Source organism: Mesorhizobium loti (assembly GCF_003148495.1).
Lineage (GTDB): Bacteria > Pseudomonadota > Alphaproteobacteria > Rhizobiales > Rhizobiaceae > Mesorhizobium > Mesorhizobium loti.
The window spans coordinates 910,223-928,418 of record NZ_QGGH01000002.1; the positions used below are offsets into that span (position 1 = coordinate 910,223).

General features: G+C 62.9%; 24 protein-coding genes. 12 read left to right on the plus strand and 12 right to left on the minus strand.

Annotated elements, in window-relative coordinates; translation table 11 throughout:
• Positions 1-4: 4 nt before the first annotated feature.
• From C8D77_RS12910 to betI, 5 genes are all read right to left on the minus strand, one after another.
• Positions 5-409: a DoxX family protein gene (locus tag C8D77_RS12910; RefSeq protein ID WP_109663018.1), complete on the minus strand. Its 405-nt coding sequence runs from the start codon at positions 407-409 to the stop codon at positions 5-7.
• 156 nt (positions 410-565) lie between these two features.
• Positions 566-985: a DoxX family protein gene (locus C8D77_RS12915; RefSeq protein WP_109663020.1), complete on the minus strand. Its 420-nt coding sequence runs from the start codon at positions 983-985 to the stop codon at positions 566-568.
• A 238-nt stretch (positions 986-1,223) separates the two neighbouring features.
• On the minus strand, positions 1,224-2,621 hold the full coding sequence (gene fumC / locus C8D77_RS12920) for a class II fumarate hydratase (protein ID WP_109663023.1): 1,398 nt from the start codon (positions 2,619-2,621) through the stop codon (positions 1,224-1,226).
• Between the two features lie 335 nt (positions 2,622-2,956).
• A complete protein-coding gene (locus C8D77_RS12925; RefSeq protein WP_109663025.1) occupies positions 2,957-3,715 on the minus strand; it encodes an SDR family NAD(P)-dependent oxidoreductase in 759 nt (252 codons plus the stop codon).
• 125 nt (positions 3,716-3,840) lie between these two features.
• Positions 3,841-4,479 (minus strand): choline-binding transcriptional repressor BetI, encoded by a 639-nt coding sequence (gene betI / locus C8D77_RS12930; protein WP_109663027.1) that lies wholly within the window; start codon positions 4,477-4,479, stop codon positions 3,841-3,843.
• 79 nt (positions 4,480-4,558) lie between these two features.
• Here betI and choX point away from each other — a divergent pair, with 79 nt between their 5' ends.
• Both choX and C8D77_RS12940 read left to right on the plus strand, forming a co-directional pair.
• Complete coding sequence (gene choX, locus C8D77_RS12935; protein WP_109663029.1) at positions 4,559-5,497, plus strand: choline ABC transporter substrate-binding protein; 939 nt, start codon at positions 4,559-4,561, stop codon at positions 5,495-5,497.
• An 8-nt stretch (positions 5,498-5,505) separates the two neighbouring features.
• Positions 5,506-6,318, plus strand: a complete 813-nt coding sequence (locus C8D77_RS12940; RefSeq protein WP_109663385.1) for an alpha/beta fold hydrolase — start codon at positions 5,506-5,508, stop codon at positions 6,316-6,318.
• Here the strand turns inward: C8D77_RS12940 and C8D77_RS12945 are convergent.
• The gene (locus C8D77_RS12945; protein ID WP_109663031.1) at positions 6,315-7,097 is read right to left on the minus strand and encodes an NIPSNAP family protein; all 783 of its coding nucleotides are present in this window, start codon (positions 7,095-7,097) and stop codon (positions 6,315-6,317) included. The genes C8D77_RS12940 and C8D77_RS12945 overlap by 4 nt on opposite strands.
• 95 nt (positions 7,098-7,192) lie before the next feature.
• On the opposite strand from C8D77_RS12945, the gene C8D77_RS12950 reads away from it, so the two are divergent.
• On the plus strand, positions 7,193-7,873 hold the full coding sequence (locus tag C8D77_RS12950; RefSeq protein WP_109663033.1) for a TetR/AcrR family transcriptional regulator: 681 nt from the start codon (positions 7,193-7,195) through the stop codon (positions 7,871-7,873).
• A 128-nt stretch (positions 7,874-8,001) separates the two neighbouring features.
• A complete protein-coding gene (locus tag C8D77_RS12955) occupies positions 8,002-9,135 on the plus strand; it encodes a metallophosphoesterase (RefSeq protein WP_109663035.1) in 1,134 nt (377 codons plus the stop codon).
• 91 nt (positions 9,136-9,226) lie between these two features.
• Here C8D77_RS12955 and C8D77_RS12960 read toward each other — a convergent pair whose 3' ends face one another.
• Positions 9,227-9,379: a CsbD family protein gene (locus C8D77_RS12960; protein WP_170136738.1), complete on the minus strand. Its 153-nt coding sequence runs from the start codon at positions 9,377-9,379 to the stop codon at positions 9,227-9,229.
• A gap of 189 nt (positions 9,380-9,568) precedes the next feature.
• Between C8D77_RS12960 and C8D77_RS12965 the strand changes: the two genes are divergently transcribed.
• The 7 genes from C8D77_RS12965 to C8D77_RS12990 all read left to right on the plus strand — a co-directional run bounded on the left by C8D77_RS12965 (position 9,569) and on the right by C8D77_RS12990 (position 13,093).
• Positions 9,569-10,222 (plus strand): glutathione S-transferase family protein, encoded by a 654-nt coding sequence (locus tag C8D77_RS12965; RefSeq protein WP_109663040.1) that lies wholly within the window; start codon positions 9,569-9,571, stop codon positions 10,220-10,222.
• Between the two features lie 424 nt (positions 10,223-10,646).
• On the plus strand, positions 10,647-10,856 hold the full coding sequence (locus C8D77_RS12970; protein ID WP_010915421.1) for a cold-shock protein: 210 nt from the start codon (positions 10,647-10,649) through the stop codon (positions 10,854-10,856).
• 347 nt (positions 10,857-11,203) lie between these two features.
• Entirely contained in the window at positions 11,204-11,428 is a 225-nt protein-coding gene (locus C8D77_RS12975) for a hypothetical protein (protein WP_109663043.1), read from the plus strand.
• Positions 11,428-11,835 carry a hypothetical protein gene (locus C8D77_RS12980; protein ID WP_056593642.1) on the plus strand — a complete coding sequence of 136 codons (408 nt, stop codon included), beginning with the start codon at positions 11,428-11,430 and terminating at the stop codon, positions 11,833-11,835. The genes C8D77_RS12975 and C8D77_RS12980 overlap by 1 nt, the downstream gene beginning before the upstream one ends.
• Position 11,836: 1 nt before the next feature.
• Positions 11,837-12,004 carry a hypothetical protein gene (locus C8D77_RS37600; RefSeq protein ID WP_170136727.1) on the plus strand — a complete coding sequence of 56 codons (168 nt, stop codon included), beginning with the start codon at positions 11,837-11,839 and terminating at the stop codon, positions 12,002-12,004.
• 21 nt (positions 12,005-12,025) lie between these two features.
• The gene (locus tag C8D77_RS12985) at positions 12,026-12,406 is read left to right on the plus strand and encodes a YkgJ family cysteine cluster protein (RefSeq protein ID WP_109663045.1); all 381 of its coding nucleotides are present in this window, start codon (positions 12,026-12,028) and stop codon (positions 12,404-12,406) included.
• Between the two features lie 75 nt (positions 12,407-12,481).
• A complete protein-coding gene (locus C8D77_RS12990; protein WP_109663387.1) occupies positions 12,482-13,093 on the plus strand; it encodes a LysE family translocator in 612 nt (203 codons plus the stop codon).
• 211 nt (positions 13,094-13,304) lie between these two features.
• Here the strand turns inward: C8D77_RS12990 and C8D77_RS12995 are convergent, their stop codons facing one another.
• The 4 genes from C8D77_RS12995 to C8D77_RS13010 all read right to left on the minus strand — a co-directional run bounded on the left by C8D77_RS12995 (position 13,305) and on the right by C8D77_RS13010 (position 15,698).
• Positions 13,305-13,583 (minus strand): hypothetical protein, encoded by a 279-nt coding sequence (locus C8D77_RS12995; protein ID WP_109663047.1) that lies wholly within the window; start codon positions 13,581-13,583, stop codon positions 13,305-13,307.
• Positions 13,584-13,805: 222 nt separating this feature from the next.
• On the minus strand, positions 13,806-14,192 hold the full coding sequence (locus C8D77_RS13000; RefSeq protein ID WP_109663049.1) for a nuclear transport factor 2 family protein: 387 nt from the start codon (positions 14,190-14,192) through the stop codon (positions 13,806-13,808).
• Between the two features lie 16 nt (positions 14,193-14,208).
• Positions 14,209-14,649 carry an OsmC family protein gene (locus C8D77_RS13005; protein ID WP_109663390.1) on the minus strand — a complete coding sequence of 147 codons (441 nt, stop codon included), beginning with the start codon at positions 14,647-14,649 and terminating at the stop codon, positions 14,209-14,211.
• Positions 14,650-14,687: 38 nt separating this feature from the next.
• Positions 14,688-15,698 carry a zinc-dependent alcohol dehydrogenase family protein gene (locus tag C8D77_RS13010; protein WP_109663051.1) on the minus strand — a complete coding sequence of 337 codons (1,011 nt, stop codon included), beginning with the start codon at positions 15,696-15,698 and terminating at the stop codon, positions 14,688-14,690.
• Between the two features lie 102 nt (positions 15,699-15,800).
• On the opposite strand from C8D77_RS13010, the gene C8D77_RS13015 reads away from it, so the two are divergent.
• Positions 15,801-16,409, plus strand: a complete 609-nt coding sequence (locus C8D77_RS13015) for a TetR/AcrR family transcriptional regulator (RefSeq protein ID WP_109663053.1) — start codon at positions 15,801-15,803, stop codon at positions 16,407-16,409.
• 84 nt (positions 16,410-16,493) lie between these two features.
• Here the strand turns inward: C8D77_RS13015 and groL are convergent, their stop codons facing one another.
• Positions 16,494-18,149, minus strand: a complete 1,656-nt coding sequence (gene groL / locus C8D77_RS13020; RefSeq protein ID WP_027042159.1) for a chaperonin GroEL — start codon at positions 18,147-18,149, stop codon at positions 16,494-16,496.
• Positions 18,150-18,196 lie beyond the last annotated feature (47 nt).

An 18,196-nucleotide genomic window follows, 5' to 3' on the forward strand; every position in this document is an offset into this window, starting at 1 on the left:
GGCGTTACGCCAAACCACGCCCGTCGACCGACCAGGCGCCGGCGCCGGCCATCGCCAATGCCAGGAAACCGCCCGATATGGCGATGTCCTTCATCAGCATCTGCTGGTGCAGGAAGGCGAGAATCGGGTCGCCGCCACCCTGGCCGTAATGGCCGATGAAACCGGCGGCGATGCAGAAGGCGGCAAGCAGCAGCGCTATGACCCGGGTCTGGAAACCGACCAGGATGAGCAGCCCGGCGATGAGTTCGAACAGTCCCGTGCCCCAGGCGGCAAGCGTCGGCAGCGGCAAGCCCAGGCCGGCGAAATAGCCTGTCGTGCCGGCAATATCGCTCAACGCTTGGAAACCGGAGGGCACGAACAGGGCGGCGAGCAGCAGCCGGGAAAGCAGGAGCAGCGCGTTGCGGGGCATGCGTTCACCTCCGTTGTCGGGTCGGGTCGGGCGGTTGTGCCAATTCCGACGCAGCGACCCTAGCAGGAATCGGCTGCCTGGGAGGCCTGCACAGACAACGAAAGAGGGGCGCGGAAAATTCCGCGCCCCTCTTTTTGATTTGTTGGTGGTAGTTGATCAGCCGCGCTTGGCGTCGATCGAATAGGCGCCGGCGCCCGAGGAAGCCAGCAGGAGGAAGCCGCCCGCGATGGCGAGGTTCTTGAGAAACTGGATCATCTGCATCTGGTCGGCCCAACCGGTGTGGGCGACCAAGCCGGTGGCGACAGTGAAGATCGCGAGCACCCAGGCGACAATCCGGGTCTGGAAGCCGACGAGGATGGCGAGGCCGCCGAGAAGCTCGATCAGGCCGACGACAATGGCCGTTACGGTCGGCAAGGGCAGGCCGAGGCTGCCGAAATAGCCGGCCGTGCCGGCGATGGCGGTGAGCTTGCCGAAGCCTGACAGCAGGAAGATGACCGCAAGCAGGACGCGGCCGAGGAGGATGGTGGTCGAGGCATTGGACGTGCCGGAAGCGGCGACTGAAGTGTTGATGGACATGGGGTTCTCTCCGGGAGGGGTTGATACCGGTGAGATAGAGCAAGCGGACTGTTCACCAAAGCCGCCAGACTGGCGACACATTGTTCACAGCGCTTACATTTCCGTGATCGGGCGGCCCGCGCAAAATTCGCGTCGGGTCAGGTCGCGACGGGAGTAAATTCTCCCGTCGCGAAATGTCGGGTTTTCTGGTTGACGCAATTCCGGACGGAAAACCGCAAGACACTTTTCCTGGAATTGCTTACCCCGGATGCGTCATGTCCTCCGGCCGCACTAGGCGGTCATAATCGGCTTCGCTGACCAGCCCGGTGGCGAGCGCTTCCTCGCGCAGCGTGGTGCCCTTCTTGTGCGCGGTCTTGGCGATCTTGGCGGCATTGTCGTAGCCGATGGTCGGCGCCAGCGCCGTCACCAGCATCAGCGAGCGGTCGAGTGCCGCCTTGATGTTGTCTTCCCGCGCTTCGATGCCGACGACGCAATTGTCGGTGAAGGAGACCGAGGCATCGGAGAGCAGCTGCACCGACTGCAGGAAGTTGTAAGCCATCAGCGGGTTGTAGACGTTGAGCTCGAAATGACCCTGGCTGCCGGCGAAGGTGAGGGCAGCATTGTTGCCGAACACCTGCACGCAGACCTGCGTCATCGCTTCGCATTGGGTCGGGTTGACCTTGCCCGGCATGATCGACGAGCCCGGTTCGTTTTCCGGCAGCGACAGTTCGCCAAGACCCGAACGCGGGCCGGAACCGAGGAAGCGGATGTCGTTGGCGATCTTGAACAGCGCCGCGGCCGCCGCGTTGATGGCGCCGTGCGAAAACACCATGGAATCATGGGCTGCCAGCGCCTCGAACTTGTTCGGCGCGGTAACGAAGGCGATGCCGGTGATGGCGGCGATGCGATCCGCCACCCGTTCGGCGAAGCCGACCGGCGCGTTGAGGCCGGTGCCGACGGCGGTGCCGCCCTGCGCCAGTTCCTGCAGGCCCGGCAGCGTCAGCTCGATACGCTTGATCGACGAGGCGACCTGCGCGGCATAGCCCGAAAATTCCTGGCCAAGCGTGAGGGGAGTGGCATCCTGCGTGTGCGTGCGGCCGATCTTGATGATGTGCGCGAAGGCCTTGGTCTTGGCTTCAAGTGCCTTGTGCAGATGTTTCAGGGCCGGCAGCAAATCGTGCACGATGCGCTCGGCGCAGGCGATGTGCATGGCCGTCGGATAGGTGTCGTTCGACGACTGACTCATATTGACGTGGTCGTTGGGATGCACCGGCTTCTTGGAGCCCATGACGCCGCCCAGCATCTCGATCGCCCGGTTGGAGATCACCTCGTTGGCATTCATGTTGGACTGCGTGCCCGAGCCGGTCTGCCAGACCACCAGCGGGAAATGGTCGTTGAGCTTGCCGTCGATGACCTCTTGCGCCGCCTCGACAATCGTCTTGCCGATCGCCGGGTCGAGCCGCTGAAGGTCCATATTGGCTTCGGCCGCCGCGCGCTTGACGATGCCCAGCGCGCGCACGATCGACGCCGGCTGCTTTTCCCAGCCGATCTTGAAATTGCCAAGGGAACGCTGCGCCTGTGCGCCCCAATAGCGATCGGCGGCGACTTCGATCGGGCCGAACGTGTCGGTTTCGGTTCTGGTCTTTGCAGCGGTCACGGGTCTCTCCTTGTCGAAGTCGGCAACGGCGTATCGCGTTGCACAAACGGCTTCAAGCGGAGAATGCGGGCGGCAAGGATGCAAATCGGTTGAAGGTGATCTCCCCCCTCGAGGGGGAGATGTCGCCGAAGGCGACAGAGGGGGTCGGTACGTCCCGGCGCAACTCCCCTAGCTGCCGCAACAGGCTGGCGCTTCACGCGAGGCGACCCCCTCTGGCCTGCCGGACCGGCCCTTCGCTATCGCTCCGGGCGTTCGTCGTTCGGAAAGCCAAGCAATTGGCTTCCCGTCCGCTACGCGGACCGCTTCTCACCCCCTCAACGGGGGAGAAAAGCTCCTCACCCCGCAGTATAGCCACCATCGATCGAAAAAATGCCGCCGCTGGTCCACGCCGCCTCTTCGCTGGCCAGATAGACCGCGATACCGGCCAGATCGTCGGGGCGGCCGATTCTGCCAAGCGGATAGCTGCGCTCGACATAGGCCTTCAGCTCCGCCTTTGCCTCGGCCGGCAAATTGTCGACGGTCTTGCGTCGCATGGCGGTGTCGACCGTGCCGGGCGCGATGGCGTTGACGCGGATGCCGCGCGGGCCGAGTTCGAAGGCCAGCGATTTGGTCAGCGAGTTCAACGCGCCCTTCGACAGCGAATAGAGGCTCGACGGACGCTTCGGGATCATCTTGTTGGCGAAATAGGACGAGATGTTGATCACCGATGCGCCGGTTGCCAGATGCGGCAGCAGGCCCTGGGTGAGGAAGAACACGGCCGTCACATTGAGCGCGAAGGATTGCTGGAACTGCGCCTCGCTGACGGTCTCGAACGGCACCAGGAAAGCCACCCCGGCATTGTTGACGAGGATATCGAGTGGCCCGCCGGATTTTTTCACATGCTCGACGACGGCTGCGATGCCGGCCGATGTGGCAAGATCGGCCGACAGCGCCTCGATAGTGCCGCCGAGCTGCTTGCGGGCGGCGTCGAGCTTCCGGGTGTCGCGGCCGACGATCAGGACGTCCGCGCCCTCGCGCGAAAAGGCCTCGGCGATCGCCAGGCCGATACCGTCCGACCCACCGGTGACCAGCGCGCGCTTGTTGTGAAGTCTCATTCGACGCCCCGAGGGATTTCTGCCTCGTCGAGAGCACCGTATAGTGGCGGCTGCGGTCAAGCCGTCGACCTATCCCCCGGTATGAACTTCGACCGCTGCCGGCCGGCAGGTCAGCCGAGGCCGGTTTACGCGCCGGCGGTCGCAAGCTCCCGCAGGGCCAGCCGGCCCGCGATATAATTCTTGACCTGACGGACGGCCTGTTCGCGCGAGACGCTGCCCGGCTGCAGGCCGAGCCGCAGCCAAAGCCCATCGATCAGCGCGGTGACGCCAAGCGCGATGTCGTCGGCATCCGCCGGCGAGGCGAGGCCGCGCAGGCCCGACAGCAGGTTAGAGCGCATGCGCGCATGGATCACTCTTTGGATACGGGCCATCTTCTCGTCGCGCGGCACCTCGGCGCAGAGCGACAACCAGGCATGGCACAGAGGCGGCTGGAACAGATGCTCCTCGAAATTGCCCTCGATCACCGCATCCATGCGCTCCATCGGGGTATGCGCCCGGCGAAGCCGCGCAATCACCGCCTGGCACAGGACGGCGTTGGCCTCGCGCATCGCGTGCTCGAACAATTCCTGCTTGTTGCGGAAATAGTGCAGCACGATGCCCTTTGAGGCGCCAGCCTGGGCCGCCACCTTTTCCAGTGTCGCGCCGGCAATGCCTTCGCGCTCCAGCACCGCGAAGGCCGCCTGCCGCAGCTCCTTGCGGCGTATCTCACTGAGGCGCTTGAGTTTCACGGGATCGGTCCATGCATCGCGAATCCACGTTGACATTTTCGCCCGCTTAGATCAAGAATTGACCCATGGGACAATAAAAAGACCAATTGGTCAATTTGACAATGAGGAGAACCGAATGTTCCGCATCCTTGCAAATGGCGTCTGTCTTGCTGCCCTCATGTTGGCCTCTCATGCGGCCCAGGCGGCCGAAGCCGAGCAGTGCAGCACTGTGCGCATGGCCGAACCCGGTTGGAACGACCTTGCCTTCACCACGGGGGTCGCCAACGTCCTTTTGCAGGCGCTCGGCTATCAGCCGCAAAGCCAGGTACTCGGTATCAACGTCATCTACGAGGGCATGAAGAACAGGGATCTCGACCTGTTCCTGGGCTACTGGGATCCGGCCATGGTCACCTATTACGAGCCTTACAAGAAGGACGGCTCAATCGAGAATGTGCGCGTCAATCTCGTAGGCGCCAAATACACATTCGCCGTGCCGACCTATGTCTGGGATGCCGGCGTTAAGGACATCTCCGACCTGCACAAGTTCGCCGACAAGTTCGGCAAGAAAATGTACGGCATCGAGCCCGGCTCTAACCAATTGATGATGGACGCCATCGCCGATCCCACCTTTGGCCTGGACGGCTGGCAGGTGGTCGAGTCCAGCGAAGCTGGCATGCTTTCGGAGGTCGGCTACGAGATCAAGGAAAAGCAGTTCATCGTCTTTCAGGGCTGGGCGCCGCATCCGATGAACACGATGTACGACTTCAAGTACCTGACCGGTGGCGACAAGTTCTTCGGCCCGAACTTCGGCGCCGCGACGGTGACGACGCAGGTGCGCAAGGGCTATCTGCAGCAATGCCCGAACGTCGCGCAATTCCTCGGGAATCTCGCCTTCGACATCGATTTCGAGAATGTCGGCATGGGCTATCTGATCAATGATGGCATGAAGCCGGAGGACGGGGCGCTAAAGGCAATCACGCTCAACAAGAACCGCCTCGACGCCTGGCTTGCCGGCGTCACCACTTTCGACGGCAAGCCGGGCCTTGCCGCGGTCAAGGAAAAGCTCGGCCTGTGAGACCGGCGGTGCTGGATGCTTTGCCGGAGCAGGACGCCTGGGCCGGCCGCAAGCAGTTCGTCACGGTCGGCGATCTCGACATTGCCTATGTCGAGATATCGGGCGCCGAGCCGGCGCTGCTGTTGGTGCACGGCTTCACCGACACCAGTCGCAGTTTTTCGCTTCTGGCGCCATATCTGGCCGGCCGTCGGCTGATCATGCCGGATCTGCGCGGCCACGGCGCCTCGCAAACGGGCAAGAACTGCGGCATCGCCGATTTCGCCGACGATATTGCCGGGCTGATCCTGCGCTTGCGGCTCGACCGGCCGGTCGTCGTCGGCCATTCTCTGGGCGCCATGGTGGCTATCGCATTGGCTGGGCGACACAGGGAGCTGATCGGCGGGCTGGTGGTCCTGGCCGGCACGTTGAAGCCCGATTTCGCGCCCGATCATCCGCTGGTCGCCGGCGTCGAGGCCCTGCACGACCCGATATCGCCGGCCGATCCGTTCTACGCCTGGTGGCATGCCTGCCGACCCGGCGTGCCCCCAGCCTTTCTCGCCGGCCTGGCGAAAGATGCCTCGGCGATGCCGGCGCCGCGCTGGCGCGCGATCCTGGAGGAAATCCGCCGCGCCGACCTGACCGGCGCGGCGCGAGCCGTGCAGGCCCGGACGCTGATCATCGCCGGTGCGTGCGACCCGCTGTTCGGCGAGGCACACCAGCAGGCATTGCAGTCCGCCCTTCCCGAAGCCGTCTTCGTCCGCGCCGAGACCTGTGGCCACAACCCGCATTGGGAAGATCCGGCCCTTGTCGCAAAGGCCATCATCGAGGCATTTGAAGTCTAACGCCCGACCAGCGACTGCGATGTGGGCGACAGTCGTAAAGTCTCCATTGGTTTGGTCAGGCCGAGCTGCGCGGCCTGCCAAAAGGCCTGCCATGCCGGTGAGGCGACGAGGGTGGCCTTGTGGCGGGCATGTGCCTCTGCGCTGGCAAAACCCGTGATGCTGATGAAGACGTTTTCATCAGCCCGTACCGGCAGGCGCGGAAAACTGTTTTCGGCATGCTCGGTCACGAAAGCGGCGAGCAGGCGTGCGCCTTGTGCCGTCATCAGCGGCCCTATTTCGGCTTCGAAGCGATGGGCGAAGTCAGCCTCCGTGCCGCGCTGCAAATGATGAATCTCGATGACAACGATGCCAGTCAGCGGCTTGTTTTGAAAGGGCTTTTCGTCGGTGGCCAGACTTGGCCGTTGCGCGCCCGCGAGGTCGAAGCCGGCACCCGGCCACGCCGGCTTCAGCAGCAGCACGTCGTCGGAATCGATCATTGTTGCGTTGGCCGCATCGCGGTGCGCCGCCCAGACCGGCCCGCCATAGAAATCGGCGAGAGCATTTTTCCGCGCATTCATGCTGTCGAAGCCGCGCATCCAGACGAACATGTCTGGCCGATCGAGATCCCGGAACTGGCCGATGATGGTCATGCCGGCGTCCTCCTGGCCCTCGATCAGTCCGCCGTCGAAGATGTCGATGAGCGTGTCGCGCTGGCCGGGATTCAGCGTGTATTGCCGAAGCTCTACCACAGGCGAGGCGAGCGCCGCGGGTTTCGGCGTGACATTCAGGGGCATGTTCATCGGTCTCTCCTCAAAACAGGGCAGTCATCCTGTTTATAAAACAGACCGGTTGTCCTGTTTTGTCAATATGCTAAAGTCCGGCAATGTCAGCAGAGATGACCGTTCGACCCAAACCGCGCCCACAAAAACGCATCAACGACCCTGAAGGCATGCGCAAGAAAGTGCTCGATGTCGCCGAGGTTGCGTTCCAGGCGCGCGGCTATCACGCCTCCAGCCTCGGCGACCTGATGGCGGCGGCGGGTGTCAGCGGTGGCGCGCTACATCACCATTTCCCGACCAAGAAGGCGCTGGCGCTGGCGGTGATTGACGAGCGCGTGGCGGCGGCGGTCGAAGAGACATGGATCGCGCCGGTGCTGGTGGCCAACACAGCACGTGAAGGCGTGCGCGCGGTGTTCGAGGCCGTGGCGGCGGAACTGGAGCAGCAGGGTTTCGTGCGCGGCTGCCCGCTCAACAATCTGGCGCATGAACTGTCGCTTGCCGATCCGGATTTCCGCCTTGCCCTTGCCGGTATTTTTGTCGGGTGGCGGCGCGCGATTTCCGACAAGCTGCGAGCCGACCAGCAGGCGGGCAGGGAGGAGGGCACGGATCCCGAGCGCTTCGCCGCGCTGGCGGTCGCCGCCTATTCCGGGGCGATGTCGATGGCCAAGACGGCGCAGGATGCGAGCGTGCTGCGGGATTGCCTGGCAGGACTGGAGCGGAGCGCGCTGTCGCCTTCGCAGGGCGGATTGGCAGCCAGGCGCCGCCGCAGGGTGCTGCTACGACCAAGAACCCTTTGATACCGCAGCGACGAGGGATTTCGACGCGGCCGCTTTGACGTTGCGGCGCTACCGAGCGAGCGGCGGCGGTGTCGATGCGCGGTGACGGCAACTGGACGGCAGGGGGCCGCCTGTGCTGAATTTCGCGCATGATGACTCGCTTGCCGATCCACTCGATTTCCCGGCGCAGCCTGCTGAAGCAGATGGCAGGATTTGCCGCGGCCGGTGCATTTTCGCGTCCGGCATTCAGCCAGACCGGCCAACGCGTCCAGTCCATCGACGCTACCTTCCTGTTCATCGCCGATGTCCATGCCTGCCGCATGGCGAGCGGGTTGAGCCCCAACTGCCTGCAGGAAGGCAAGACCGACGCCGCGCTGCTGCGCAACGTGGCAGCGCTCAACGATCTTGGCGACAAGGACTGGCCGGTCGAGATCAACGGCGTCGCCACCGGCCTGCGCTCGGCGGGCAGCCGCATCGGCACGCCGCTCGGCCTCGTCGTCGGCGGTGACATGACCGATGACGGCGGCGGCCAGATTACGCAGCCGAGCGAGGGCACCCAACTGCTCCAGTTCAGCCAGCGCTACCAGCAGGGCGTCGGCCCGGATCGCGTGCACATGCCGGTTTATGTCGGGCTCGGCAACCATGATCTCGACCAGAACGGGCCGCCGCACCATGTCGACTGGTACCGACGCGAACTGCGCGACTATGTCGAGGTCAACCATCGCGCCGGCGTGTTCTTCAAGCCGCCAGTGCCGGCCACCGACTATGATGTCGACACCGACTGCTATTCCTGGGACTGGGGCGGCCTGCATCTGATCCAGACGCATCGTTTCGCCGGCGACACTGGCCATGGCGCCGAGAGCAGCCTGCCATGGCTGAAGCAGGATCTGGCGACCTATGCGGCGGACGGCCGTCCGGTCATTCTGTTCCAGCACTATGGTTGGGACACCTTCTCGATAGAACGCTGGGATGCCGCCAAAAGGCACTTCGACGATGACGGCGCTGGCGCGCCGCATTGGTGGAGCGAGGCCGACCGGCAGGCGCTTCTGGCGGCGCTCAAGGGCTACAATGTCGTCGGCATCTTCCATGGCCACCAGCACGAAACGCCGCTGATCTATCGCCGTGACGGGCTCGATCTGTTCAAGCCGAAGGCCGCCTATATGGGCGGTTTCGCACTGGCCAGGGTGACTAGCGACGGCATGGATGTGGTGCTGGGCGAGGCGACCGGTGATCATGGCGAGGTCGCCTTCACCTATGCTTTCAGCAAAGGCTGGAGCACATGAAAAAGGCGGCCCTCGCGACCGCCTTTCCCAATAAAAGAGCGTTCTCGATGTCGGATCAGAGCGCCTTCTTGACCTTGTCCTTCACGTCGCCCTAGGCCTTCTGCACCTTGCCGGCGATCCTGTCGGCCGTGCCTTCAGCCTGGGTCTGCCTGTTGCCGGTTGCCTTGCCGGCGGCTTCTTTGATCGAGCCCTTGACCTGCTTGGCCACGCCCGCGACCTGATCCTTGTTCACCATTTTTCGCATCTCCTGGGAGTTTTGAATTCGGCGGAATTCATCCGCGAAAGCAAACGAGCCGGTGTCGTTTAGGTTCCACGCGTTCCCGGTCGACAGGTGAGCTCGGGCAGCCGCTTCCTGTGGCAAGGCGGGCAGGCTATAGGCTGGTGACGCGCGCCGACCAAAGGATTTGGGTGATCGCGCATGCGGGGGAGACAAATGGCTGAATTCACACTCTTCATCGGCAACAAGTGCTTTTCCTCATGGTCGCTCCGGCCATGGGTCGCGATGAGACATCTGGAAATCCCGTTCGAGGAGGGTTTCGTGCGGCTGCGCACGCCTGAGACCTTTACCAATCTGGCGAAAGTGTCGCCGACCGGCCAGGTGCCCGTCTTGAATCACAATGGCAAGATCATCTGGGAAACCCTTGCCATCCTTGAATATCTGGCTGACCTGTTTCCGGAAAAAAATCTCTGGCCGGCCGATATCGACGCCCGCGCACTGGCGCGCTCTGCCGCGACCGAGATGCATTCCGGTTTCCGTGAAGTTCGCTACGGCTGGCCGATGAATTTGCGTCGGCCGAAGGGCCATAAGCCGCTCGATGCCGAAGGCGAGGCGCAACGCGAGCGCATCGAGGCGTTGTGGCGCGAGTGCCGGGAAAAATACGGCAAGGGCGGTCCGTTCCTGTTTGGCCATTTCACCGCGGCCGACGCCATGTATGCACCGGTCGTGACCCGCTTCGACACCTATGGCGGCACGCTTGCGCCGGATATGCGAGCCTATGTCGATGCCGTGCTGGCAACGCCGGCGATGCGGCACTGGTATGCCGAGGCGGCCAAGGAGACGTGGCCGGAACCCGGCCCGGACGAATAGGTGATCCAAACGAAAACGCCCCTCGCACCTTTTATCGTGCGGGGGCGTCTTTGCCATCAACCTTTCTTCGATTGCTCTCATGAATTGCTGATGACACGGAATAAATGCGCGTTTGCGCAGATGGTTCCCGGATGCCGCGAAATTTTTTTGAGTTGGCGCAAGCGCGCCGTTTGGCGTCCGATTTGCCGTCATGCCAGGTGTTTTGGCCAGGTGTTTTGGGAGAATTGCGCAGGTGTGGCGGATGCAGATTTGACAGCGCGCCAAAAGAAGCCTAAAAGCATTTCGTCGATATTTGTTTGACTGACTTTTGTTATCCGCGCTTTCGAGCGCGCCTTTGACGAACTTCCCACATCAAAAATCGGGACAAACGACGTTGTGCATCCGCATGGCGTCGAACGAATATTTGCCATGGAAAGGGTTCGTCATGAGCACCGGCACAGTTAAATGGTTCAACGCCACCAAAGGTTTTGGTTTTATTCAGCCTGACGACGGCTCAGCCGACGTTTTTGTCCACATCTCGGCCGTAGAGCGCGCCGGTATGCGCGACATCGTCGAGGGCCAGAAGCTCGGCTACGAGATGGTCCGCGACAACAAGTCGGGCAAGATGTCCGCCGACCAGTTGAAGGCGGCCTGAAAAAAGAATTCAGCTCTCCCGGTGACCACGGATGTACTGGCACCGGTGAGTGGCGAATTCGGGCGCATGGCCGCGGAGACCTGAGTTTCCACGGCATGTCATGCGCATGAGAGGAGCGTGCCTTGTGCATCCGTCTGGATGCACGGCGTTCTCTTACGGAAGGTCAGGCGGTGCCTGGCCTTTTTCATTTTGCGCGTCTTGTCGCCGAAAGTGCGCTGCGCGCCGGCCTGGACGTGCTAAAGGACGCTCCAGCAATTTGAATCCGCTGCCGTATTTGCTCTGTGCGTCGTCTTGACCGAAGACCCGGTCTCGCTCCATCGGCACAGGCTCCTGACAGGAGAAAGATTTTGACCGCTCATTCGAAGACAGTCGAACAGGCCGTGTCCTTGTTCAGCAAGACGCAAACCCAGTCGATGTCACTCAACCGCATCAATTCCGAACGCGATGCCGTCAGCGAGGCGCGGGAAGCCAAGACCGCGCGCCTGCGTGAACAGCGCCTGGAGAAGGAGGCCGATGAGTTGGCCGCCGCCGCGGCGCTGGCCGCTTTGCCGAAGCGAGCCGGAAGACGCTGATGGCTACCAAGCGCGTGCCTCCGAAACTGATCGCCGCCGACTCGACCATCGCCGACGTGGTCGAAGGCCTCAACAAGCCGGTCGAATATGTGCGCCGGGTGCTGGAGAAGCTGGAGCGCTGCAAGCGCGCCCATGGCGATGCCCAGGTGCGGCTCGGTGTGCGCGGTCGCGCCGAATGTCCGAACTACCTGATCGAATATGTCCGTGAAGACGCCAAGACCCATGAGCGTGTAACCCATCAGGACGCCGCCTACAGCGGCAGCACGCATCGCGAGCTGGCAGTGCACCACATCGCGGAAGTCAGAAACTGGTCGCCCGAGGAAATGAACATCACGGCGGTTTCGGCGCTGATCGGCCGCCTGCGCAATCCGCGCGCACCATCATCGCGCTTCGTCGACGAGGACTGACATGGCCATAAAATTCTCCGCCAAGGACCAGCCGGCAGCCCCGGCTGCCGCCGCAAAACCGACCAAGCCGGTTGCCGCGCCGAAAGGCGACGGGTCGGCCGAGACTGCGACCGATTTGTTCAAGTCGCCGGCCGAAGCGTCGTCGCGCAAGGCGGGCAAGAAGAAATGACAGGCAAGAAGAAATAGCGCCTTGCCGCAAGACACCGATCGCAATCCTGCCGCGCCGGGGCTGTCTGCCCTGGTGACCGCTGCAAGCCTTTTGTCGCAACGCAGCACCGCTGCTCTGTTCGACTGCCAGAGCTGCGGCGCCTGCTGCTCTTATTCGGCCGAGTGGCCACGCTTTTCCACCGAGGATGACGCGCAGCTCGACCGTATCCCGGAGAAATATGTAGCGGCCAATCTGTCCGGCATGCGCTGCGAGGGCGTGCGTTGCTCGGCGTTGTCCGGCGAAATCGGCAAGTCGACCGCTTGCGGCATCTATGATGTCCGCCCGGATGTCTGCCGCGCCTGCATGCCTGGTGACGACGATTGCCTGATGGCACGCCGGGCGCACGGATTGCCGACAGCTTAGCAAGGTTTCCGGCGCTTGTGCGCATCCTCCTTGCTGGCTACGCTGCGACAGGGCAGGGCGTCGGAGGAAACCATCGTGAGCATCGAATTTCTGTTGACGTCGCTGATCGTCGTGGCTTCGCCCGGCACCGGCGTTCTTTACACGCTAAGCGCCGGCCTCTCGCGCGGCGCGCGTGCCTCGATCATCGCCGCTTTCGGCTGCACCCTCGGCATCATCCCGCATATGGCCGCCGCCATCACCGGCCTGGCGGCGCTGCTGCACACCAGTGCGGTCGCCTTCGAGACGCTGAAATATCTCGGCGTCGCCTATCTGCTCTATATGGCCTGGAACACGCTGAAGGAAAAGGGCGGCCTCAGCGTCGAGCAGGATGTGACGCCACGCTCGGCCGGCAAGGTGATTGCCACCGGCATCCTCGTCAACGTGCTCAATCCGAAACTGTCGATCTTTTTCTTCGCCTTCCTGCCGCAATTCGTCAGCACCACCGAGCCCAATGCGCTGTCGAAGATGCTGGAGCTCAGCTCCGTCTTCATGCTTTTGACCTTCGTTGTTTTCGTCGGCTACGGCATCTTCGCCGCTTCGATCCGCAGCCATGTCGTGTCGCGGCCGATGGTGCTGACCTGGATGCGCCGGACCTTCGCCGGTGCCTTCGTCATGCTCGGTGCAAAACTGGCGCTGGCGGATCGGTAGAAACCGGTTCGCGGATCCTGTCGTCTCTGCACAAAATCCCTGCCCAGATAGTCAGAAGGCGAGCCTAATGCATGTCGCCCAAAAGTGACCTGGGTTTTGGGAAAACGACATGCATAAAAACAAAGACCTAAAGCGCGTCGCCTGAATCCGTTCAAACGCGACGCGCTTTAGCGCCCGCCTTCATCTGCTCTTCAGCTCTGGGCGAGGGCAGTCATTTGTTTGCGCCGCCGAGGGCCTTCAATTTTTCGCAGAACGGTGCGTATGGTTTGCTCATCGCAGCGTCTTGGCATTCCTTCATCATCATGGCCTGATCGTCCTTGGACATCGCTGCCCAGGCCGCCTTCATTTCATCGTCGGATTTCATCGTCTTCATGCCCGAATCGGTGAAAAACGGTTCCATCATTTTGGGCGAGTCGAGCGCCCCGGCAAACGCCGTGCCGCTGAAGACAGCCAATGCGAGTGCTCCAAAGCAGGTGGTTCTGATGTTCATCACACGAGTCCTCCCTAATGGTCTTTCTCGATCGTCGAATGGCGGTCGCGCTCGATTTTAGCACAGATTGAGATACCTTTGGAGTAACTCATATGGCTGCGATCGGGCGTCCTCGTACGTCAATATGGATTAGAGGAAGGCCTGCCGGCTCATCGCGCTGACTTGGTTCGCTGCACCTTCGGCGCCAGGCTGGCACCGGCGGATCGGTAGCGCCGGCCGGCGCTACCCCTTGACGTAGCCCATTGCTGCGACGATCCGCCCGTGGGCGACACGCATGAGGTTGACGCCGCGCAGCGAATTGCCGTCGGCCATGAAATAGCGCCAGCGGATCGTCGCCCGCTCGCCGGCGATGAAGGTTTCCTCGATATCGAAGCGCGTGCCGGCCTGGGTTGCGATTGCCGTCCAAAGCCCGACGCACGCCGCCTTGCCGGCATGACGGGCGCCGTCCGGCGCTGGCACGGTGTTTTCGATCACGCAGTCCTCAGCCACCAGCTCGGCGAGTGCCGAGGGATCATGGCGTTGGAATACGTCGTTGTAGCGCCGCATGATCTCGGCCGTTTGCTGTGAGAGATCGTACGCGGTTGCATCCATGACAAGCTCCTGTGTCATCTTCTTTCTCCTGGCTTCATTGGCCTTTGATGGCTTCGACGAGCGTCGCCTTGAGGGTGATCTGAGACACGCCGGCAAGGGCCCGCGAGACGAGGCAGCCTGCCTTGGCGGACTGTGCAAGGCGCTCGAATTCATCTTCGGCGAGTCCCGCGACCTCTGCCTCGGTTTCGAGCTCGATACGGGTGATCGTCGGTCCCGCCGCGGTGGCGCCGAGGTGCACCTTCGCCACGGTGCGAATGCTGTCGGGGATATGGCCTTCCCGACCGAGGATGGCGGTCAGCGCCATCGAGAAGCAGCCGGCGTGCGCTGCGGCGATCAGTTCCTCCGGATTGGTGCCAGGACCGTTCTCGAAACGCGATGGGAAGGAATAGGCGCCTTCGAAGGCGCCGCTGCCGAGCCGCAATCGGCCCGAACCTTCCTTCAGCGTTCCTTGCCACTCGGCTGAGGCTTCACGAATGTCATTGTCGTTCTCCCTTGGTTTGAGGACTTGATGGGTCAGGCGCCGTCGATGATCACTTTCCCGAAGACGTCGCCCTGCTGGAAATAGCGGTAGGCATCGCCGGCCTCGGTGAAGGCGAAGACCCTGTCGATGACGGGCCGCAGGCGGTGCTGCGAGACGCCGCGCAGCATGGCTTCGAGATTGGTCCGGTTGCCGACGAAGAGGCGGCTGATGGTGGCGAGGCTGCGCTGGTAGAGTGCCGCCGGCAGCTGGATCGATCCGCCTTTCGCATCCTGCAGGGTCAGCAGCACGATGTGCCCGTAAAGCGTGCTGGCAATCAGCGACTGTGCGAAGGTCGCCGGGCCGCCGGTCTCGACGACGAGATTGATGCCGCCGGTCTGATCGCGGACGGTCGCACCCCATTGCGGCATATCCGATGTCGAGATCACCAGATCGGCGCCCAGCGCCCGCAACCTGTCGGCTTTCTCGCCGCGCGAGGTGACGGCGACGACACGGCAGCCGAGCAGCTTGGCGAACTGCAGTGCAAAGAGCGAGACACCGCCCGAGCCGATGACCAGAACCCATTGCCCAGGCTTCGGAATTCCGGCGCCCGTCACCGCATTCCAGGCAGTCAAGCCAGCGCAGGTCAGCGTTGCCGCCTCATGCCAGTCGAGATGATCGGGCAGCCGCACCGCCCATTGTTCGTCGAGGATCGCGTATTCGGCCAGCATGCCGTCCAGCGTGCAGCCGAGCTGGTCGATGAGCCCGGCATGGATGCCGCCGTCGATCCAGCGGGCAAAATAGCTGCCGGTGACACGGTTGCCGACGGCAAAGCGAGTGACGGCATCGCCGATGGCGACAATGTCACCGGCCCCATCGCTCAGCGGAACGACGCCTTGGCGCGGCGGCAGCGGATAGGTGCCGTTGAGGATCATCGTGTCGCGCCGGTTGAGCGAGGTGGCGCGAACGCGCACCACGATCTCATGCGGTTTCGGCTCCGGCTGCCCCTCGTCGCGCATCACCAGGCATTCGGTCCCGCCGGGCCCTTCGAGACGGTAGCTGCGCATGTCGATTCTCCTCAGAAATATGTAGACTGATCTATATATTATGTAGACCGATTGTCATATTCGAGGCAAGGCCTATAATGATTCCTCCTGACAGAGGTTGACATGGCCAACGACACCCGCACCCGCATTCTCGAGACGACGGCGCTGCTGCTCAGGCAGCGCGGCTATCACGGCACTTCGCTCAACGACATATTGAGCGCCAGCGGCGCGCCGCGCGGCTCGCTCTATTTCCATTTCCCCGGCGGCAAGGACCAGCTGGTTATCGAGGTGACGCGCGGCAGCGTTGCCGACGTAACGGAGAGGTTGGGCGAAGCGCTGGCCGCCGAAAAGGATCCGGCGGTCGCTGTCCATCATATCTACCAGTCGGTCGGGCGCATGCTGGAGGACAACCAGTTTTCGCTCGGCTGTCCGATCGCGCCTGTCGTGTTGGACTCGCCGACCGACGTGCCGGAACTGGCGGAGTTGTGCCGCTCGGCCTTCGAACAGTGGATAGGCCTGCTGCGGGACGCCTTCGTCAGGGCAGGGGTGCCCGAGCGCCGCGCGCATGCATTGGCGCTGCTGGTCGAATCGTCGCTGGAAGGGCTGATGGTGATCGCCCGCGCCACCCGCGACCGCGCCCCGGTACAAGCCGTGGCCGACGAGGTGGCGGCACTGATCGAAGCGGCCGTGCTTGCCGGCGAGGTAAAGCAACGCGCGGATGCCGCCGTCTGAGAGACGTCCACAACGACCGCTGCGCAAAACAAAAAGGGCGGCATCGCTGCCGCCCTTTCAGTAAGCTTAGCCAGATTGGCTGGATTAGAAATCCATTCCGCCCATGCCGCCCATGCCGCCGCCGCCCATGCCGCCAGGCATGCCGCCGCCAGCCGACTCCTTCTTCGGAGCCTCCGCGATCATGGCTTCGGTGGTGACCAGCAGGCCGGCGACCGAGGCCGCGTCCTGGAGAGCCGTGCGAACGACCTTGACCGGATCGACGATACCCATGGCGATCATGTCGCCATATTCGCCGGTCTGGGCGTTGTAGCCGAAGGTCGCGCCCTTGTTCTCAAGGATCTTGCCGGCAACGATCGATGCTTCCGCACCGGCGTTGGCCGCGATCTGGCGGGCCGGAGCCTGCAGCGCACGACGAACGATGTTGATGCCAGCGGCCTGGTCGGCATTGGCGCCGGTGGCCTTGATGTTGGCCGAAGCGCGCAGCAGCGCGACGCCACCACCAGCAACGATGCCTTCTTCGACGGCCGCGCGGGTCGCGTTGAGGGCGTCATCGACGCGGTCCTTCTTTTCCTTGACTTCGACTTCCGTCGCACCGCCGACGCGGATCACCGCAACGCCGCCCGCGAGCTTCGCGAGACGTTCCTGCAGCTTCTCCTTGTCGTAGTCCGAGGTGGTCTCTTCGATCTGCTGCTTGATCTGGGCAACGCGGCCCTGGATCTCGGCCTTCTTGCCGGCGCCGTCGACGATGGTGGTGTTCTCCTTGGAGATCGACACCTTCTTGGCGCGGCCGAGCATGTTGAGGCCGACGTTCTCGAGCTTGATGCCGAGGTCTTCCGAAATGACCTGGCCACCGGTGAGGATGGCGATGTCTTCCAGCATGGCCTTGCGGCGATCACCGAAGCCCGGCGCCTTGACGGCGGCGATCTTCAGGCCGCCACGCAGCTTGTTGACGACCAGCGTGGCCAGAGCCTCGCCTTCGACGTCTTCCGAGATGATGAGCAGCGGCTTCGAGGTCTGCACGACGGCTTCGAGAACCGGCAGCATGGCCTGGAGGTTGGAGAGCTTCTTCTCGTGCAGGAGGATGTAGACGTCCTCGAGCTCGGCAACCATCTTGTCGGCGTTGGTGACGAAGTAGGGCGACAGGTAGCCGCGGTCGAACTGCATGCCTTCGACGACTTCGAGTTCGGTCTCGGCGGTCTTGGCTTCTTCAACCGTGATGACGCCTTCGTTGCCGACCTTCTGCATCGCTTCCGCGATCATCTTGCCGACCGACTCGTCGCCATTGGCCGAGATCGTGCCGACCTGGGCAACTTCCTCGGAGGTCTTGATCTTCTTGGCAGCCTTGCCGAGCGCCGCGACGACTTCGGTCACGGCCAGATCGATGCCGCGCTTCAGGTCCATCGGGTTCATGCCGGCGGCAACGGCCTTGTGGCCTTCCTGGACGATCGACTGTGCCAGAACGGTTGCGGTCGTGGTGCCGTCGCCGGCGATGTCGTTGGTCTTCGAAGCAACTTCGCGGACCATCTGCGCGCCCATGTTCTCGAACTTGTCCTCAAGCTCGATTTCCTTGGCGACGGTGACGCCGTCCTTGGTGATGCGCGGGGCGCCGAACGACTTGTCGATGACGACGTTGCGGCCCTTGGGGCCGAGCGTGACCTTCACCGCGTCGGCGAGGATGTTGACGCCGCGCAGCATGCGCTCGCGGGCATCACGGGAGAATTTTACGTCTTTGGCAGCCATTTTTAGCTCCTGGCAAGGGCTTGGAGTAAGCCCGGGAATTCAGTTGA

Bases quoted from the DNA above. Each gene is read 5' to 3' on its own strand.
- C8D77_RS12915 (WP_109663020.1), bottom strand. From the start codon at position 985: ATGTCCATCAACACTTCAGTCGCCGCTTCCGGCACGTCCAATGCCTCG.
- C8D77_RS12925 (WP_109663025.1), bottom strand. From the start codon at position 3,715: ATGAGACTTCACAACAAGCGCGCGCTGGTCACCGGTGGGTCGGACGGT.
- C8D77_RS12965 (WP_109663040.1), top strand. From the start codon at position 9,569: ATGGCTGAATTCACACTCTTCATCGGCAACAAGTGCTTTTCCTCATGG.
- C8D77_RS12945 (WP_109663031.1), bottom strand. From the start codon at position 7,097: ATGAACATGCCCCTGAATGTCACGCCGAAACCCGCGGCGCTCGCCTCG.
- C8D77_RS12970 (WP_010915421.1), top strand. From the start codon at position 10,647: ATGAGCACCGGCACAGTTAAATGGTTCAACGCCACCAAAGGTTTTGGT.
- C8D77_RS12955 (WP_109663035.1), top strand. From the start codon at position 8,002: ATGATGACTCGCTTGCCGATCCACTCGATTTCCCGGCGCAGCCTGCTG.
- groL (WP_027042159.1), bottom strand. From the start codon at position 18,149: ATGGCTGCCAAAGACGTAAAATTCTCCCGTGATGCCCGCGAGCGCATG.
- C8D77_RS12960 (WP_170136738.1), bottom strand. From the start codon at position 9,379: ATGCGAAAAATGGTGAACAAGGATCAGGTCGCGGGCGTGGCCAAGCAG.
- C8D77_RS13000 (WP_109663049.1), bottom strand. From the start codon at position 14,192: ATGACACAGGAGCTTGTCATGGATGCAACCGCGTACGATCTCTCACAG.
- C8D77_RS37600 (WP_170136727.1), top strand. From the start codon at position 11,837: ATGGCCATAAAATTCTCCGCCAAGGACCAGCCGGCAGCCCCGGCTGCC.
- betI (WP_109663027.1), bottom strand. From the start codon at position 4,479: ATGTCAACGTGGATTCGCGATGCATGGACCGATCCCGTGAAACTCAAG.
- C8D77_RS12980 (WP_056593642.1), top strand. From the start codon at position 11,428: ATGGCTACCAAGCGCGTGCCTCCGAAACTGATCGCCGCCGACTCGACC.
- C8D77_RS13015 (WP_109663053.1), top strand. From the start codon at position 15,801: ATGGCCAACGACACCCGCACCCGCATTCTCGAGACGACGGCGCTGCTG.
- choX (WP_109663029.1), top strand. From the start codon at position 4,559: ATGTTCCGCATCCTTGCAAATGGCGTCTGTCTTGCTGCCCTCATGTTG.
- C8D77_RS12995 (WP_109663047.1), bottom strand. From the start codon at position 13,583: ATGAACATCAGAACCACCTGCTTTGGAGCACTCGCATTGGCTGTCTTC.
- C8D77_RS12910 (WP_109663018.1), bottom strand. From the start codon at position 409: ATGCCCCGCAACGCGCTGCTCCTGCTTTCCCGGCTGCTGCTCGCCGCC.
- C8D77_RS13010 (WP_109663051.1), bottom strand. From the start codon at position 15,698: ATGCGCAGCTACCGTCTCGAAGGGCCCGGCGGGACCGAATGCCTGGTG.
- C8D77_RS12950 (WP_109663033.1), top strand. From the start codon at position 7,193: ATGACCGTTCGACCCAAACCGCGCCCACAAAAACGCATCAACGACCCT.